This is a genomic window from Geosporobacter ferrireducens (assembly GCF_001750685.1).
Lineage (GTDB): Bacteria > Bacillota > Clostridia > Peptostreptococcales > Thermotaleaceae > Geosporobacter > Geosporobacter ferrireducens.
In genome coordinates, this window is record NZ_CP017269.1 from 5,475,713 (window position 1) to 5,492,956 (window position 17,244).

Consider the following 17,244-nt stretch of genomic DNA (forward strand, 5'->3'; position numbering starts at 1 on the left):
TCGATTTATATATCCATTCCTGTTACAGTGGCAGAATGCTCAGTACTACAGAATTGATTGAAAAGTCTCACGGGAGGATGTGAAAATCATATCCTAATTGAAGGGGGGAAGACTGTTGAGTATCTATAAAGATTGTGATATACGGGGAATTTTTAATGAGGACTTAGAGGGAGAAACGGCATATCACATTGGAAGAAGCATAGGGACAATTATGCAGAATAAGACACTTGTAGTTGGAGGGGATGTTAGAATTTCAACTCCCTTGCTAAAAGAAAAACTGATAGATGGTTTGATGGACAGTGGTGCAAAAATTATAGACATTGGAACTGTACCTACACCGGTATTTTATTTTGCAAAGGGTTATTTAAAGGCAGATGGCGGTGTTGCTGTAACGGCATCACACAATCCCGCCAAATACAACGGATTCAAGATCATTCTAAGCGATATGCCCATTCAAACAGAAGATATTCAAAACATAAAAAAAATCGTAGACCGGCATGCCTATAGGGATGCAGTAGGCAGTTATCAAAGCATAGAAGTAAATGATGCATATAAAGAATATATAAAGGGGCTAGTGAAAGTATATCGTTCTTTAAAGGTTGTTATTGACGCTGGAAATGGCACTACATCTATTATAGCGCCTCAGCTCTTTCGCAATCTAGGTTATACGGTTATACCTTTGTTTTGTGAATACGATGGAAGCTTCCCATACAGGGAACCAAATCCAGCAATCTATAGTAATTTAAGCAAGCTGCAGAGCAAGGTTTTAGAGGAAGGTGCAGATCTTGGCATTGCTTTTGATGGTGACGGAGACAGGGTGGTTTTTGTAGATGAAAAAGGTAGAATATCTGCAAGTGAAGAGAGTTTTACTGTGTTCATACAAGAATATTTGAAGGACAAACCGTCTCCTGTGATTTACGACATAAAATCCTCGAGTATTGTTGAAAAAGAAGTGGAAAAATATCATGGAAAGCCAATAATGGAACGATCAGGCCATGCCTTCATTAAGAAAACATTCTTGGAGAATCATGCAGTATTGGCAGGAGAAATTAGTGGCCATTTCTTTTTTAGAGAACTAGGGTATGATGATGGTATTTTTGCAGCGTTAAAAATGGCAGAAATACTTACAAAAAACAATAAAAAATTATCTTATTATACGGATAGAATAGAAAAAACTGTTATGACTCCAGATTTACGGATTCCTTATCCTAAAGACTGTCAGCTGGAACTTCTGGAAAAGGTTGAAAGTTTAAATCAACAATACGAAATAACAAAATTGGATGGAATAAGAGTCCAGTTTCCTAATGGATGGGCCCTTATACGTCAATCGGTTACAGAACCCTGCATTACAATTCGTTTTGAGGCAGATAGCGAAACTGATTTAGATTTTATTAAAAAAGAATTCTTAAAGACAGTACCTGAGTTATATGGTAAACATGAACTTCTGCTATAATAAATCTACAAAACTCACTTCCTGTATGTATGCATCAGGGCAATTTGTAAACTGATTAAAAAATCCTGAGTATGTTGGAAACAACGTGCACAGGATTTTTTTTGAAATATTTTATATAAAAAGTACTTTACTATAGATGCTAAATGAATTAAATAACGAAGTAATAATTTTAATAAATGGTAGAAATTGTGGTAGAAAATACTAAGCGCTTATAGATAAAAACATATCATAAAAATAAATACTACAATCCACTTTTCAACGCTTTATCGCATTGATAGTATAAAGTATATCAAACATTTTCTAGTAAGGAGTTAATTTATACAGGGGATTTTTTGTGGTATAAAAAGTTGAGGAATAAGAAAATGATTAATACATTTACAGCATTTTCAAGGAATAGAGGAGCCAACGGAAATGTTGGCAAAAAAATTGCTTATATATGGAGGTGTAATAATTCAATGAGAAAAAAATTAGTAGAAGGCCTGACGGGGAATGAGGATAACATGAAAGAAAAAATTGTGAGTACGATTCATGAAGAGGACCCAAATAATCCTTATACAGATGAACAAATTGCAGAATTATTAAGCATTAATAGAGATATTGTACTGACAACTAGAAAGGAATATTCGATAAGCAATTCAAGGGAAAGAAAGAGAGAGCGCCTAAATAAGGAACTAATAAAATTACTAAAAGAGAATTCCAAAATATCACAACGTGAAATTACAATAAAATTAAAAGCAAAGGGATTTAATATCTCCAGATTTACAGTAAATAATCTTTTAATTAATGCGCAGAATGAAATTTCTCTACCAAACTATACCAAGGCCGGAATTGGAGATGATGAAAACGTTTTTAAAAAGATTGTAGGATATGACAAAAGTTTAAAAACTCAAATTATGCAGGCTAAAGCAGCAGTTATGTACCCGCCAATGGGATTGCATACATTAATTGTAGGAGATACGGGAGTAGGAAAAAGTCAGTTAGCTGAGGCAATGTATTATTACGCAATAGATATAAAAAGAATATCTGCTGATAAAACCTTTGTGAGCTTTAATTGCGCAGATTATGCAGAAAACCCCCAATTACTGTTAGCACAATTATTTGGATATATAAAGGGTGCATTTACAGGGGCAACTGAAGAAAAAACAGGCTTAATTGATCAAGCAAACGAAAGCATTCTTTTTTTAGATGAAGTTCATAGACTTTCTGCAGAAGGACAGGAAATATTGTTCAATGTAATTGATCGAGGATCCTATAGGAGATTAGGTGAAACAGAAGCACAAAGAACTGTAAGCACGATGATCATTGCTGCAACAACAGAAGATGTTGAATCAAGATTACTGCATACGTTTAGAAGAAGGATTCCTATGGTTATTTCATTGCCTAGTTTAGAATCCCGAACTTTAAATGAGCGATTAGAGCTTATACAATTATTTTTTATTGAAGAGGCCAATCGAACGAAAGCAGATATTATAATCCATATGGAAGTTTTATGGGCATTGCTTATATATGATTGTAAGGGCAATATTGGCCAATTAAAATCTGACATACAGGTTTCCTGTGCAAGAGCATTTTTAAGCTATATGATCTCAAAAAATAAGAATATGGAGATTAGCATTTCAGATATTCCAATAAATGCACGAAAAGGTCTATTGAAATTAAAAAATAGTAGAAAAGAGATGGAGCTGCTGGTAAAAGGAAACATAAAAATTAGTTATGATAATAAGTCCAGTAGCTATTTTACTAAAAAAGGGATGAATAATACGTTAAATGAGATTTATCAGTATATAGAAAATCGTTATAAGGACTTGTCAAAGCACGAACTGCCCGATGATGTAGTAAATCAGGTTATTGGCGAAGAAATAGAATCTTATATAGAAGAGTTGATGAAGACTGTAGAGAAAAATATTAATGACTTAGATTTAGAATCACTAAAAAATTTAGTAGGTACAAAAATCACTCAAATAACAGAATCTATTATACACATTGCTGAAGAGGAGCAACAGCGAAGTTATGATAAGAAATTCTTTTTCTGCTTAGCAATGCATCTGCATTCAACAATTGAAAGATTAAAGCAAGGTAAAACAATTTATAATCCACAACTAGATACAATAAAAAAAGAATATAAAAGCGAGTTTAACCTAGCAGCAAAGATCAGTAAAAGTATAGAATCCGTTTATAATATTAGTCTGCCAGAGGATGAATTAGGATTTTTAGCAATTTATCTGATGATGAATGACAGAAGTACATATGAAAAGCACGAAAGAATTGGTGTTGTATTAATTAGCCATGGACATGTCGCATCAAATATGCTTGATGTAGCAAGAAAGCTACTGGGTGTAGAATATGGAGTAGCCATCGAAATGTCAATGAACGAACACCCTGAATCAATACTGGAGAAAGCAACGGAAGCTGCCAAAGAGGTAAATGAGGGAAAAGGCGTACTGTTATTAGTGGATATGGGATCGTTGATCAGCTTTGGGGATATCATTATGGAAAATACAGGAATTCCTATAAAGACAATAAGTAGAACAGATACGGTAACCGTGATTGAGGCGATTAGGCGTGCTGTGCTTCCTGGAGAGACATTGGATAACATTTACAGATTTATTGTAGATGAGAGAGTTGAACTGAAGAATGATAATGAGTTTCTAGTAAAAATGACTAAAAAGAAGCCTGCGATCGTAGCAGTGTGTGTTACAGGTGAAGGCACTGCAATTAAAATAAAAGATATTGTTATGTCTCTCGTTTCGGGAATTGAAAAAAAGTGCGAGATTATAACATTGGGATTAATTAATGAAAAAAATTTAGGTGATGAAATTCATAGATTGCGACAGAAGTATGAGATTAAGGCTTCCATTGGTTCATTCAATATATTCGATCAAGAAATACCTTTTTTCTCCACAAACGACCTATTAAATGAAAATATAATTCCCAATCTTAGAAAAATATTTAAAATAACGGAGGAAGATTCACAAGTGAAAAAGAGCTCAAATTACCCTTTGAAAAACTTGTTATTAACCGAACTAATAAATATAAACCTAGATCTAAAAAATCAAAATCAAGTAATTTTACATTTAAGTAATTTACTTTTTCAAAAAGGGAAAGTATCAGAAGGTTTTTATGAAGAAGTTACAAACAGAGAACAAATTGGTTCAACAGCAATTGGGAATATGGTAGCTATACCCCATGCGGATGCTAGATTTACGAGAGAACCAGCTATTGCTGTAGCAACATTGAAACAAGCTATAAAGTGGGGAAAAAATAAGGTGCAATTAGTTTTTATATTAGCAATAAACGAGAACTGTATAGAAGCATTACATGGATTAGTGGATTTACTAAATCATTCGACATACATTCACCGGCTACTAAGATCAGATTCAACAGAGAAGTTTAAGGAGGTATTATTAGATGCCATTAACGAGAAACATTGCAACAAATAATGTAACAAGATGTCTCATAAAAGGTATGGAATTCAATACTAGAAAAGAAGTATTAGAGTATATTGGAAATTACTTATTTAAAAAGGGCTTTGTTAAGGAAAGCTTCATCTATGCACTGTTAGAAAGAGAAAGAGTTTTTCCTACTGGGTTGGATATGGGAAATATAAATGTTGCAATACCTCATACGGATGCAGATCATGTTATAAATCCTGCAATTGTTGTAATGGTTTTAAATAAACCTATAGTATTTGAAACAATGGGTTCTATAGGTGGAACTGTGAAAGTTGATGTCATATTTGCCCTTGCTATACAAGATCCTAAGAAACAACTTAGCTTATTACAAAAATTAATGGAACTTTTTCAAAACGAAGAGAGGCTTAAACATCTTATAGATGTCAGTGATATAGAAGAGTTTGAGCAAATATTTTCTATTGAGAATTTATGATTTGAAATTTAAAAGAAAGGAGGTGAAGAAATGGCAAACGAAAAAAGAGTTTTAGTAGCTTGTGGCACTGGAATATGTACTTCGACAATGGCAGTCAATAAGTTTAAAACTGCATTAGAAAAAAGAGGAAAGCTAAGTCTATTCAAAATTGATCAGTGCAAGGTTGCTGAACTAGCAGCAAAGGGAAATGATTATGATTTAGTAATTGCGACAACCACAGTTTCTGCAAAAATAAATACTCCTATTGTACAAGGAACAGCTTTTTTGACAGGTGTAGGAATCGACAAGGTTGTAGATGAAATACTTAGTATCTTGAAAATATAAGCTTTAAGGGGGAAGGTACTATGGCAATATTAGATTATATTGTTAGTCTTGGTGCAAGTGTTATGATGCCCATAATTATCACACTTTTTGGATTACTATTGGGAGCAAAGTTCAGCAAAGCAATTAGATCGGGGCTTACAGTAGGTATAGGATTTATTGGGTTGAATCTGGTTATCGGATTATTGATGAATAATCTGGGGCCAGCATCCCAAAAAATGGTCGAACGGCTAGGATTAAGCTTAACTGTAATTGATGTAGGTTGGCCAGCAGCAGCGGCCATATCCTTTGCTTCTGTTGTAGGTGCAATTATGATACCTATTGGATTAGGGATTAATATTTTGATGCTAATTACAAAGCAAACACGAACTGTAAATATTGATATTTGGAATTTTTGGCATTTTGCATTTACTGGTGCATTGGTTGCTGCGGCTACCAATAGTATAGCATGGGGTGTTTTTGCTTCAGCAATAAATATGGTTATTGTTATGTATCTAGCAGATTGGACTGCTCCTGGTGTAGAAGAGTACAATGGATTACCTGGAGTGTCATTGCCACACGGGTTCTCAGCAGCTTATGTACCAATAGCACTGGTTATTAATAAACTAATTGACATGATACCGGGTATAAAGAATATTAAAGCGGATCCAGAAACGTTACAAAAAAGATTTGGTATTTTTGAAGAACCTATGATAATTGGATCAATTTTAGGGCTTGCTATAGGTGCATTTGCAGGTTATGACTTTAAAGCTATATTAAATCTTGGTGTGACAATGGGTGCCGTTCTGATATTAATCCCTAAAATGGCAGCGATGTTAATGGAAGGTTTATTACCTATATCAGATGCTGCACAGGAATTCATTGAAAAAAGATTTAAAAACGCAGGGAAAGTGTATATTGGACTGGACTCGGCGGTAGCTATTGGACATCCTGCTTGTATGTCAGCCTCTTTGGTTTTGGTTCCAGTTACAATCTTATTGGCTGCAGTTATACCTGGAAATAAAGTTCTTCCATTTGCAGATCTAGCTGTGCTGCCATTTATGTTATGTATGGTTATCCCTGTAACGAAAGGAAACGTTTTTAGAACCTTTATAATAGGATTCCTAATGGTTGCCTCCGGATTATTGATAGCTACAAATATGGCTCCGCTGCATACACAATTAGCCATTAATGCAAACTTTCAGATGCCAGAAGGAGCAACACAGATTGCTTCAATTTGTGATGGAGCAAATCCGTTAACGTGGGTACTTCTCCAGATTTCGAAATTTAAGATGATTGGAGCAGCCATTTTATGTGCCATAGTAGTAGGAATGGCATTTCTTAATCAAAAAATTAGAAAAGCCCAAGATGTAAAAGCAGAAAATTAAATAAAATTCGATAACACAAGAATTATTCCCCAGTCCTATAGGACTGGGGAATAATTCTAAAAAAGACGCAAAGGAGATGCAATAAATGATTTTAAGAAAGTTAAGGGAAGAGGTTTTAGATGCAGCTTTAAATCTTATGAAATATAAATTAATTACACTTACAGGGGGAAATGTAAGCGGTAGAGACATTGAAACAGGATACATCGCTATTACTCCAAGTGGAATGGACTATGAAAAACTTTTACCAGAAGATATTGTCATCATTGATATAGAAGGAAATACCGTAGAAGCGAAGTGGAAACCTTCCGTAGATACATCGGATCATCTATACATATATAAACATAAACCAGAGGTACAGAGCATTATTCATACCCACTCTACATACGCCAGTTGTTTTGCCGTATTAAACCAAGAAATTCCCTGTGCAAGTACTACTCTAGCCAATGAGGTAGGAGGAACTGTGCCATTAGCCAAATATGCGCCGGTGGCTTCAGGGGATATTGGTCCCACGGTGGTAGAGACCATAGGAGACAAAAGAGCCTGTCTTCTTGCAAATCATGGAGTTATGGCAGTGGGCCCCTCTGTAAGGCATGCACTCGTTGCAGCAGTGATGCTGGAAGATGCAGCTAAGGTATATCATTTAGCCAAAAGCATTGGCACCCCAGTACTTTTACCTGATTCAGAAATCCAAAAAGCAAAAGATGTATTTTTAAATATATACGGACAAGACAAATAAAATCCTTCGCTATTTAGAGGGAATGAAAAATAAAAAATACATTTCTTCCTCCTTATTTAAGAGAGGAAATACAAAATATGAAATAACCGTTTTATTTTAGAAATACCTTTAAAGGCTGCGTTTATCTTGCGCAGCCCTTAAGAAAGTGTAGCCAAGTTTTGGCTGATTGTGTCCAGATGCGAGTATATTTCTTGAATACACTTTTCCAGATGTATATCAGGAAGCATAATCGCCACATGATCATTGAAGGAAAAAGAATCAAGAATGGGAAACGTGGATTGCTTTAGATAATGGAGGATTTCATTATGTATGTAGTCACTATTTTTTTCACCATAAAAAATAGTGACTTTAGAGAGATTTTCTCTAGCATGAACCATCGATAGATTTGAGTGAGGATTCCCGTCTATGCGTGAACCTACTTTATAATATGCTTCAATATGCTGATCTGTTTCTTTTATGAAAAGGGAGAAGGTCTTTAGTTGATCATACAAAATTTTATCGCTGGCTTTTACTCTAATATAAGAAAAGTCTTTATCGTAAGAGATTCCAACGATGCTTTGCTCACTACATTCAGCACTATTGGTGATGCGTGTACCGGGATTATCACTAAAAGTAGAACGAACGAAAACAGGTATTTGGGATTTTTGTGCTGCTTTTACTGCTCTGGGATGAATTACTTTAGTACCATTTGATGCAAGCTTATACATGTTTTCATAAGATATATGTGATAGATAAGAAACATTGCTGACGATTCTAGGGTCTGTGACTGCAACCCCGGGAACATCTGTAAAAATATCTACACGATCTGCCTGTAAATAAGCACCCAGTTCAACTGCAGTAGTGTCACTTCCGCCTCGGCCAAGTGTTGTAATCAATCCATTCGCGGTGATCCCCTGAAAGCCTGCAATTACGATAATCTTGCCCTCTTCAAGCCGCTTTTTTATAGCTTGTGTGTCTATATTTAAAATATCCGCATCGTTAAATTTACTATTGGTAAGAATTCCTGCCTGGAAGCCTGTCATAGGGATGGCATCCAGTTTGTGTACTTCAAAGTAATGGGATAAAATTGCAGCAGATATAATCTCTCCACATGAAATGAGAAAATCCTTCTTCATTAGATCGATATGGGGATCAATTTCCTCTAAAAGATGGATCAATGTATCCGTTGCATAAGGAGCACCTTTACGGCCCATGGCAGACACGACGACGACAACATCGTTTCCTGCTGCACGACAATCGCATACATGGTTTAAGATTGCTTTCCAACCTTCAATGGTTTCAACTGAGGTACCACCAAATTTTTGCACTACGAGTCCCATCGACCCACCTCCCTATATAAGTGCTTTTTGAACTAAGGTTTCTGCAATCTGTATTGCATTTAAAGCTGCACCTTTTCGCAGATTATCTGCTACTACCCATAGGTTTAGGCCATTATCAATAGAGAAGTCTCTTCTGATTCTGCCAACAAACACTTCATCTTTACCTTCTGCATCAATAGCAAGAGGATAATTAGCAGCGGTTAGGTTGTCTACTACGATTATCCCGGGTGCTTCATTAAGCGTTGTAACAACCTCATCAATCTTGAATGGCTTTTCTGTTTCAATATTTATTGATTCCGAGTGTGAACGAAAAACAGGGATTCGTACAGTGGTTGCAGAAACGGATATATTTTTATCCATAATTTTTTTTGTCTCAAACACCATTTTCATTTCTTCTTTTGAATAACCATTCTCAAGAAATACATCAATATGAGGCAAGGCATTAAATGCAATTTGATAAGGATAAACATTGCTTTTTATTGGTTGTCCGGTTACATAGTCTTGAACCTGCTGATTCAGTTCTACAATCGCTTTTTGTCCTGTGCCGGAGACTGCTTGGTAAGTAGAAACCACAATTCTTTTTATATTGTATCGATCGTGAAGTGGCTTTAAAGCAACAAGCATCTGTATTGTAGAACAATTAGGATTAGCAATAAGTCCTTTATGCCAGGATAAGTCTTCCGGATTAACTTCTGGAATAACGAGAGGGACATTTTCGTCCATCCGCCAGGCACTACTATTATCAATCACGACAGCACCTTCGGTAACTGCTGTAGGTGCCAATACTTTACTTGCATCAGCACCGGCTGAAAATAATGCAATATCTACGTCCTTAAAAGCGCCTGATACGGCTGCTTCTACAGCTATAGGCTCCTCTTGGAAAGTTATTTTTTTTCCTGCATTTGATGGAATATCTAGTGGTTTGATTTTTTTTACGGGAAAATTACGCTGCTCTAATGTTTTCAGCATTTCCCGGCCCACGGCACCCATAGCGCCTACAACTGCAATGGTATACTTCTGCATATAAATACCCCCTTTTATTAGCTACTCATCAAGTGATGAGCAGTATATTTTTATTATAATGTGCTTATGGTTTGCAAGTCAACACAAAAACAAAAAATTCTGAAAAATAAAGTTTTGCTTTTAAAATCTCTCATCCATACAGTAATGTTCAATAAAAAAACTGATAATAAAGAATAGGATTTAAACATAATTAATAATAATTAGAAAATTCAAAAAAGTAATTGACAGTTTTAAAAGCAACCGTTATCATTATATTAAGCTACTCATCATGTGATGAGTAGTATATAATGGCAGGGGGACAAGAAAAATGAAGAGAGCTTATGATGTTGTTGTAATTGGGGGAGGAATCATTGGTTTATCTTCCGCATATTATCTAACAAAAACGGGAAAACGGGTGTTATTGATAGAAAAGAATGAAATAGGGTCTGGTGCATCCGGTGCCTGTGACGACATGATTTTATTGCAGTCAAAAAAACCTGGAATTTCTCTAGCCTTAGCTATGGAGAGTTTAGAAATGTATCGTTCCTTATCAAAGGAACTGAATCTGGATTTAGAATTTGAAAGCAGAGGCGGTATGATTTTAATAGAAACACAGCAACAGCTTGAAGTTATGGAGGCTTTTGTAGCGCAGCAAAGAAAATCTGGTCTAGAGGTAGAGGTAATAGATAGAAAGGCAGTTGTGAAAAAACAACCCTATGTGAAGGATACGGTTATTGCGTCTACATATAGCAGCAAAGATGCGCAGGTGAATCCGCTAAAAGTAATGCGAGGGTTTCTTGGAAAAGGGATATCAAATGGATTACAGGTTATAAGAAGATCCACAATCACAAGCATTGATCAAAAAAAGGACTACTGGAAAATATCTCTAGATGATGGAATGCAGGTAGAAGCTGAGTATGTGATTAATGCAGCTGGGGCTTGGGCAGCTGAAATTGGAACGATGATTGATTTAGAGATTCCTGTCAAGCCAAAGAAAGGGCAAATAGTGGTAACAGAGCAAATACCTCAAGTGGGGCAAGCAAATGTATGGAGCGCTGCTTATATTGCCTCTAAATTAAAGCCGGAAATGATAGATAATATTCATGACGAATACCGGAAAATGGGTATTGGATTTGCTTTTACACAAGCAACAGATGGGAATTATCTTATTGGCAGTACTCGAGAAGATGTGGGATTTGATAAAGGAACCACCTTCAAAGCAATCAATATGATGATTAAGCAAGCAGTAGATTTTTTTCCGGTATTAAAAAATGTTCATATGATTCGATGTTTTTCAGGTTTAAGGCCAGCTACTGCTGATGGAAAGCCAATCATAGGAGAAGTACCACATAAAAAAGGTTTTTATATTGCAGCAGGTCATGAGGGAGATGGTATTGCCCTTGCGCCTATTACAGGGAAAGTGATTGCGGAAATGATTGAGCAAAAAGAAAGCCATGTAGATCTTCGTGAGCTGAATTTGAAGAGATTTAGACAAGAAATGGAGGTGAGCAGAAAGTTGGTCTAAAGCTCTTTTCAAAATAAATAAAAAGGGGGATTTTGAATGAGTTTAGGAGCATCGTTATGGATGATCACAATTCTTATGTGTGGCGCGTTTCTGTATATTTCATGGAAATTTAAAGATGCTGCACAATCAAGCTTTTCAAACTACGCTATCGGTGGCAAGTCCTTCCCCATGTATTTGATCTTCTTTACCCAATTTGCTACAATCATGGGGGTTGGCAACTTTGTCGGTCATGCAGGAAGCGGATATAAGGTAGGATTACCTTGGATGGCATTTATTCTTGGAGAACAGGGTTCAAAAATCATTTTTGCCCTATTTTTTGCAGGTCTGGCAGGTAAATTCACTTATAATACCTTTCCAGAGATGATAGATGACTTAATTGCAAGGGATAGAGTTACAAGAGCCTTAGCTGGATTATTGGCATCTATGATTATGATCGCATGGGTAGGAGGACAGGGAAAAGCATTTGGTAATATTTTCAACATTGTTACAGGCGCAGATCCAATTCCAATTATTTTAATGTTTACAGCAGTCTTTATTCTTTATACTACATTGGGCGGTATATATTCTGTGGTCTGGACTGACCTACTGCAAGGAATCTTAGTAGTTATTTTTGGAACTACCTTTTATATCTATGCTTTTTCACCGGTTAATTGGAGTATGGCTGAATTGGGAACTCGGTTAGCAGAGGTTGGAAAAGCTGAGTTATGGACCTTTGGCAATACCAATAATATAGAATTATTAACAAAGTTTGTTACCGGGTGTGTGGGAATATTGGTAGCTCAGATTTATTGGCAAAGATGTTTTTCAGCTAAAGACAGTAAAACTGCAAGAAACGGGTTACTGTATAGTGGTATTATTGCAATTATTATGGTTATGTTAACTGCATTGGTAGGAATGGTTATTTTAACGATGAATCAAGGTTTGAATCCGGATGATGCAATGCCTTGGTTTATGATGAATTATGTTCCAGTAGGTATTTCAGCAATGATCTTTGCACTCATCCTAGCAGCAGGCATGTCTTCTGCAGATTCCAATTTGAACTCGGCATCAATCTTGGTTGTAAATGACCTGATTAAACCATTTAAAGAAGATACCACGGATGCAGATCTTGTAAAATATGCAAAAGTATTAACCATTGTGATTGGTCTATTCGCTGGATTAGCTGCTATTTACGCTAGTTCAATTCTAGGGCTCTTTTCAAAAGCGTATGCCATGGCAGGTGGAGGATTAGTACCATTGCTTCTGGTAGGGTTGTTATGGAAAGAGCGAGCAAATGAAGAATTTGAAATGGGTAAGAAAAATAGTAAAGTAACACCTTGGGGGGCAAGAGTAGGGATTGTGACAGGTTCTATTTTGACACAAATTCCTGCCCTCGGACCGAATCGAGTATTGGTTGCCCTGGTTATTTCAGCTGTATTGATCCTATTAGTATCCAGTATGACAAAAGGGTCAAGTGAAGAGAAACAAACGATTTAAAGCATTGATAAAAATAGATATGACAGGCATAAATTAAGGGTATAACTATGCCTGTCGTATCCTCTTAAAATGTAAGTACCGCTATATACGATGCAAAAGACTGGGTTGGAGGAGAGAATATGAAACAAATTTTAGATGAAAAAGAAATTATTGTGCTAGAATGTATTGCATCATCTCAAAGCCCTATAGGATCTTGGTATCTCGTAGAAAAACTGGAAGAGCGTGATATAAATATTAGTTCCGCAACGATTGGACGTATATTAAATCACCTAGAGAAATTGGGTTACGTGGAAAAGGAGAAATTTAAAGGAAGAATTATTACAACACAGGGAATTGAGGCTTTAGAAAAAGCACGTACAATTGAAAAAATAAACTATCATAAAAGTGAACTGGACAAAATGATCAGTACTAAAGTCTTAGAGGACTATATCATGGTATTGCAGGCAAGAAAGGCCATTGAGAGGGAAACAGCCCGCCTTGCAGCACAAAATATTACTGAGCAGGAAATACAGCAACTGGATGGGATACTGTTAAGACAAGAGGAGCGTTACAAAAACAAGCAGAGTGTTGCAGAAGATGATATTAGTTTTCATAAAGCCATTGCAAAGGCGTCGAGAAATAGTGTATTAGATTCCTTGTACTCTATTATTTCCACATACGGACAACAGTCCAGATTGTTTGAAAAAATCAGAACCCAGGTAAAATCTCCTTACATGGTTTCGCATCGGGATATATTCAATGCCATTAAGAATCATGATGAAGAAGCAGCAGAAAAAAGTATGATGGAGCATATGGAAAATCTGATTCATGATGTAACTGTATATTGGGACGAAAATAATGATCATGTCTATGAAGAGGACTTTAGGGGGATGGATAATGAAGAATGAAATCATCTGCAGATGTGAAGAAATTACAATAGAAGAAGTGGAAAGGGCGATCCTTGAAGGTGCTACTACAGTGAATGAAATAAAAAGATGGACGAGAGCGGGAATGGGTTTATGCCAGGGGAGAACCTGCAGGAGATTAATAGAAAGACTACTGGCAGAAAGAATGAATATCCACCCGGCAGAAGTAAAGCCTTCAACCTATAGACAGCCTGTAAGACCTATTAAGATGGAACTATTGTGCAATGAAATAAAAACAATAGAATAAAATTTTAAAAAAGGGTAGGTATTTATAAATCTAAAGGGGGAATAGAAATGATAGACTGGGGACGATTGATTACAGCAATGGTTACACCCTTTGATGATAATATGGAGGTAGATTATATAAAGGCTGTTGAATTGGCAAAAAAATTGATTGCGGAAGGCACAACGGCCTTAGTTGTTGCAGGAACCACAGGAGAAGGACCAACCTTGCTTGATGAAGAAAAAATAATGTTATTTAAGACTTTAAAGGAAAAAGTTGAAGTACCGATTATAGCGGGCGTTGGAACAAATTCAACAGCTTCAACAATTGAGAATTGTAAAAAGGCATTAAGATGTGGTGTAGATGGACTGCTCGTTGTTGTTCCTTACTATAATAAGCCAAATCAAGAATCACTGTATGCACATTTTGAAGCAATTTCAAGAGCAGTGGAGGCTCCTTTGATGTTGTATAATGTTCCAGGAAGAACAGGTATGAATATGCTTCCAGAAACTGTCGGAAAGCTTTCCAAACTTGAAAATATCGTGGCGTTAAAAGAAGCCAGTGGAAATATAGCTCAACTTTCTGATATGATACAGAAAACTTCAGATGATTTTTTAGTGTATACAGGAGATGATGCACTGACACTACCAAGTCTTTCAGTTGGAGCCTATGGAGTGGTGAGCGTAGCGGCGCAAGTTGTGGGAAAAGAAATGAAAAAAATGATAGATGCATACTTAGACGGAGCGGTTGATCAGGCTGCACAAATTCACTTGAAGCTGCTAAATGTATTTCATAATCTATTCATTACAGCAAATCCAATTCCTGTAAAAGCTGCTCTAAATATGATTGGAATCAAAGTGGGAGATCCTAGACTTCCACTAACAGCTGCTCAACCAGCAATAAAAGCAGAGATTCAAAGGACGCTGAGAGAATTCAACTTAGTTTAATACAGGAAGGATGATGAGCGTGGGAAGAATAATAGAACATCCTATTTTAGGAGAAATAGGAGAATCTAAAAAAATAAGCATCTCGGTTGATGGAAAAACCTATACAGCATTGGAAGGAGAGATGATTGCAGCAGCTTTAATGGCAAATGGCATTCAAACTTTCCGTTTTACAAAACATCATGCACCTAGAGGGATATATTGTGGGATTGGGAGATGTACAGATTGCATTATGATTGTGGACGGAGTTCCTAATGTAAGAACCTGCGTAACGCCTGTACAAGAGGGAATGAGAATTGAAACTCAATATGGTACAGGGGCATGGAAACGGGGGAATGATAATGCATAAAACTGCTGTTGTCATTATAGGAGCTGGTCCTGCAGGTCTTTGTGCTGCTATCGAAGCAGCAAAAGCAGGGGCGAAAGTATTGGTTTTAGATGAAAACATGAAGCCTGGAGGACAATTATTTAAACAAATACATAAATTTTTTGGTTCCAAAGAGCATAAAGCAGGTACACGGGGCTATGAAATTGGTGAACAGCTTTTAAAAGAAGCGAAGGCACTCCATATTGATGTGTGGTTAAATACCGAAGTTTGTGGAATTGATGGCGAGAGAAATATTTGGGCGGTTAGGAATGGCAAACAAACAGTTCATATTCAGGCAGAGAGAATTATTCTTGCAACCGGTGCAACTGAGAATGCAGTTTCCTTTCCTGGTTGGACGCTGCCGGGGGTTATGGGTGCAGGTGCAGCACAAACTATGATCAATATTCATAGAGTATTGCCTGGGAAAAAGATTCTGATGTTAGGTTCTGGGAATGTGGGTGTAATTGTATCTTATCAGCTTCTACAGGCAGGAGCAGAAGTAAGTGCTATTGTGGAGGCTTCACCTGCATTAGGGGGATATGGTGTGCATACAGCTAAGGTATGTAGAGCTGGAGTGCCTTTTTATACCTCACATTCCATTTCTAGAGCAATCGGCACAGAAAGAGTAGAAGCGGTTGAAATTATTGCATTAGATGAAAACTGGAAACCAATAAAGGGAACAGAGAAAATATTGGAAGCGGATGCGATTTGTTTAGCAGCTGGTCTGTCTCCATTAACTGAACTGGCATGGATTGCAGGATGTCAATTCAACTATATCCCAGAACTTGGAGGCCATCTTCCCGTTCATAACCGGTATATGGAAACTTCAGCAGAAGGGATTTATGTGGCTGGAGATATCACAGGTATTGAGGAGGCAAGTACCGCGATGGAGGAAGGGATGCTGGCTGGAATTAATGCAGCAGCATCGTTAGGTTTCTACAATCAGGAGGAGAAGGAAAGATATTCCATGGAAGTTTGGGAGAGGCTAGATGCTTTACGATGCGGATACTTTGGACAGAAACGAAAAACAGCCAAGGATAGAATGATATCTGTTGGGAAGGAGGTAATTGGATGATGCACACTGGATTGAAAAGAATGGGGGCCCCTTCACTAGAGGAGTTGAGACAATCTTCTGCCTTCCCAGGGGAAAAAGATTACTTTAAGGGGCCCATTGCTGTAATAGAATGTATAGAAGAAATACCTTGCAACCCATGTGAGACTTCCTGTCCGAAAAGGACGATTACTATCGGAAAACCGATTACCAATCTACCGAGAATAGATTTTGACAGATGCTCTGGATGCGGAATATGTGTTGCCGCCTGTCCGGGCCTTGCCATATATATAAAGGACTATACCTATTCCGAGGAAACAGCACTCATAACCTTTCCCTTTGAATATACGCCGCTTCCTGAACCAGGAAAAAAGGTTGTAATGGTAAACCGGCAGGGGCAGGAAATATGTGAAGGAGTTGTTAAGAAAGTCAATTGCGCAAAAGCATTTCAACAAACTGCATTGGTCAGTGTCAGCTATTCAAAAAAATATTTTGAGGATGTAGTTAGTATGAAGAGATTATGATTTCATTTATGTTAAATAGAACCCTCCGATAATTTATGGATTTCTGATTTATATATTTTTGAAAGCAATACAAAGTCAAAATCTGACAATGCTGCGATTTAAACAATGTCTGGAGAATGGATAACGACGAAAGTACCAAAGGCTGT

Annotated in this window: 16 protein-coding genes; 14 read left to right on the forward strand and 2 right to left on the reverse strand. The window is 36.8% G+C overall.

Annotated features, from left to right (window positions below; all coding sequences use genetic code 11):
- Positions 1-115 precede the first annotated feature (115 nt).
- From Gferi_RS25645 to Gferi_RS25670, 6 genes are all read left to right on the forward strand, one after another.
- Positions 116-1,453 carry a phosphomannomutase/phosphoglucomutase gene (locus tag Gferi_RS25645; protein WP_169833036.1) on the forward strand — a complete coding sequence of 446 codons (1,338 nt, stop codon included), beginning with the start codon at positions 116-118 and terminating at the stop codon, positions 1,451-1,453.
- 455 nt (positions 1,454-1,908) lie between these two features.
- Positions 1,909-4,893, forward strand: a complete 2,985-nt coding sequence (locus Gferi_RS25650) for a sigma 54-interacting transcriptional regulator (RefSeq protein WP_169833037.1) — start codon at positions 1,909-1,911, stop codon at positions 4,891-4,893.
- Entirely contained in the window at positions 4,862-5,338 is a 477-nt protein-coding gene (locus Gferi_RS25655) for a PTS sugar transporter subunit IIA (protein WP_069980949.1), read from the forward strand. The genes Gferi_RS25650 and Gferi_RS25655 overlap by 32 nt, the downstream gene beginning before the upstream one ends.
- A gap of 30 nt (positions 5,339-5,368) precedes the next feature.
- Entirely contained in the window at positions 5,369-5,662 is a 294-nt protein-coding gene (locus tag Gferi_RS25660; RefSeq protein ID WP_069980950.1) for a PTS sugar transporter subunit IIB, read from the forward strand.
- Positions 5,663-5,682: 20 nt separating this feature from the next.
- Complete coding sequence (locus Gferi_RS25665; RefSeq protein WP_069980951.1) at positions 5,683-7,026, forward strand: PTS galactitol transporter subunit IIC; 1,344 nt, start codon at positions 5,683-5,685, stop codon at positions 7,024-7,026.
- Positions 7,027-7,111: 85 nt separating this feature from the next.
- Complete coding sequence (locus Gferi_RS25670) at positions 7,112-7,762, forward strand: L-ribulose-5-phosphate 4-epimerase (protein WP_156782487.1); 651 nt, start codon at positions 7,112-7,114, stop codon at positions 7,760-7,762.
- 137 nt (positions 7,763-7,899) lie between these two features.
- Here the strand turns inward: Gferi_RS25670 and Gferi_RS25675 are convergent, their stop codons facing one another.
- The gene (locus tag Gferi_RS25675; RefSeq protein ID WP_069980952.1) at positions 7,900-9,081 is read right to left on the reverse strand and encodes an aspartate kinase; all 1,182 of its coding nucleotides are present in this window, start codon (positions 9,079-9,081) and stop codon (positions 7,900-7,902) included.
- Positions 9,082-9,093: 12 nt separating this feature from the next.
- Positions 9,094-10,104, reverse strand: coding sequence for an aspartate-semialdehyde dehydrogenase (locus Gferi_RS25680; RefSeq protein ID WP_069980953.1), 1,011 nt, complete (start codon positions 10,102-10,104; stop codon positions 9,094-9,096).
- A gap of 307 nt (positions 10,105-10,411) precedes the next feature.
- On the opposite strand from Gferi_RS25680, the gene Gferi_RS25685 reads away from it, so the two are divergent.
- From Gferi_RS25685 to Gferi_RS25720, 8 genes are all read left to right on the forward strand, one after another.
- Complete coding sequence (locus Gferi_RS25685; protein ID WP_069980954.1) at positions 10,412-11,608, forward strand: NAD(P)/FAD-dependent oxidoreductase; 1,197 nt, start codon at positions 10,412-10,414, stop codon at positions 11,606-11,608.
- A 36-nt stretch (positions 11,609-11,644) separates the two neighbouring features.
- Positions 11,645-13,084, forward strand: coding sequence for a sodium:solute symporter family protein (locus tag Gferi_RS25690; protein WP_069980955.1), 1,440 nt, complete (start codon positions 11,645-11,647; stop codon positions 13,082-13,084).
- Between the two features lie 119 nt (positions 13,085-13,203).
- Positions 13,204-13,971, forward strand: a complete 768-nt coding sequence (locus tag Gferi_RS25695; protein ID WP_069980956.1) for an FCD domain-containing protein — start codon at positions 13,204-13,206, stop codon at positions 13,969-13,971.
- Positions 13,961-14,236 (forward strand): (2Fe-2S)-binding protein, encoded by a 276-nt coding sequence (locus tag Gferi_RS25700; RefSeq protein ID WP_069980957.1) that lies wholly within the window; start codon positions 13,961-13,963, stop codon positions 14,234-14,236. Before Gferi_RS25695 ends, Gferi_RS25700 begins: the two co-directional genes overlap by 11 nt.
- Positions 14,237-14,283: 47 nt before the next feature.
- The gene (dapA, locus tag Gferi_RS25705) at positions 14,284-15,159 is read left to right on the forward strand and encodes a 4-hydroxy-tetrahydrodipicolinate synthase (protein ID WP_069980958.1); all 876 of its coding nucleotides are present in this window, start codon (positions 14,284-14,286) and stop codon (positions 15,157-15,159) included.
- Positions 15,160-15,178: 19 nt separating this feature from the next.
- Positions 15,179-15,505 carry a (2Fe-2S)-binding protein gene (locus tag Gferi_RS25710; protein WP_083273890.1) on the forward strand — a complete coding sequence of 109 codons (327 nt, stop codon included), beginning with the start codon at positions 15,179-15,181 and terminating at the stop codon, positions 15,503-15,505.
- A complete protein-coding gene (locus Gferi_RS25715; protein ID WP_069980960.1) occupies positions 15,498-16,598 on the forward strand; it encodes an NAD(P)/FAD-dependent oxidoreductase in 1,101 nt (366 codons plus the stop codon). Before Gferi_RS25710 ends, Gferi_RS25715 begins: the two co-directional genes overlap by 8 nt.
- The gene (locus Gferi_RS25720) at positions 16,595-17,098 is read left to right on the forward strand and encodes an NADH-quinone oxidoreductase subunit I (protein WP_236932658.1); all 504 of its coding nucleotides are present in this window, start codon (positions 16,595-16,597) and stop codon (positions 17,096-17,098) included. The genes Gferi_RS25715 and Gferi_RS25720 overlap by 4 nt, the downstream gene beginning before the upstream one ends.
- Positions 17,099-17,244: the final 146 nt, after the last annotated feature.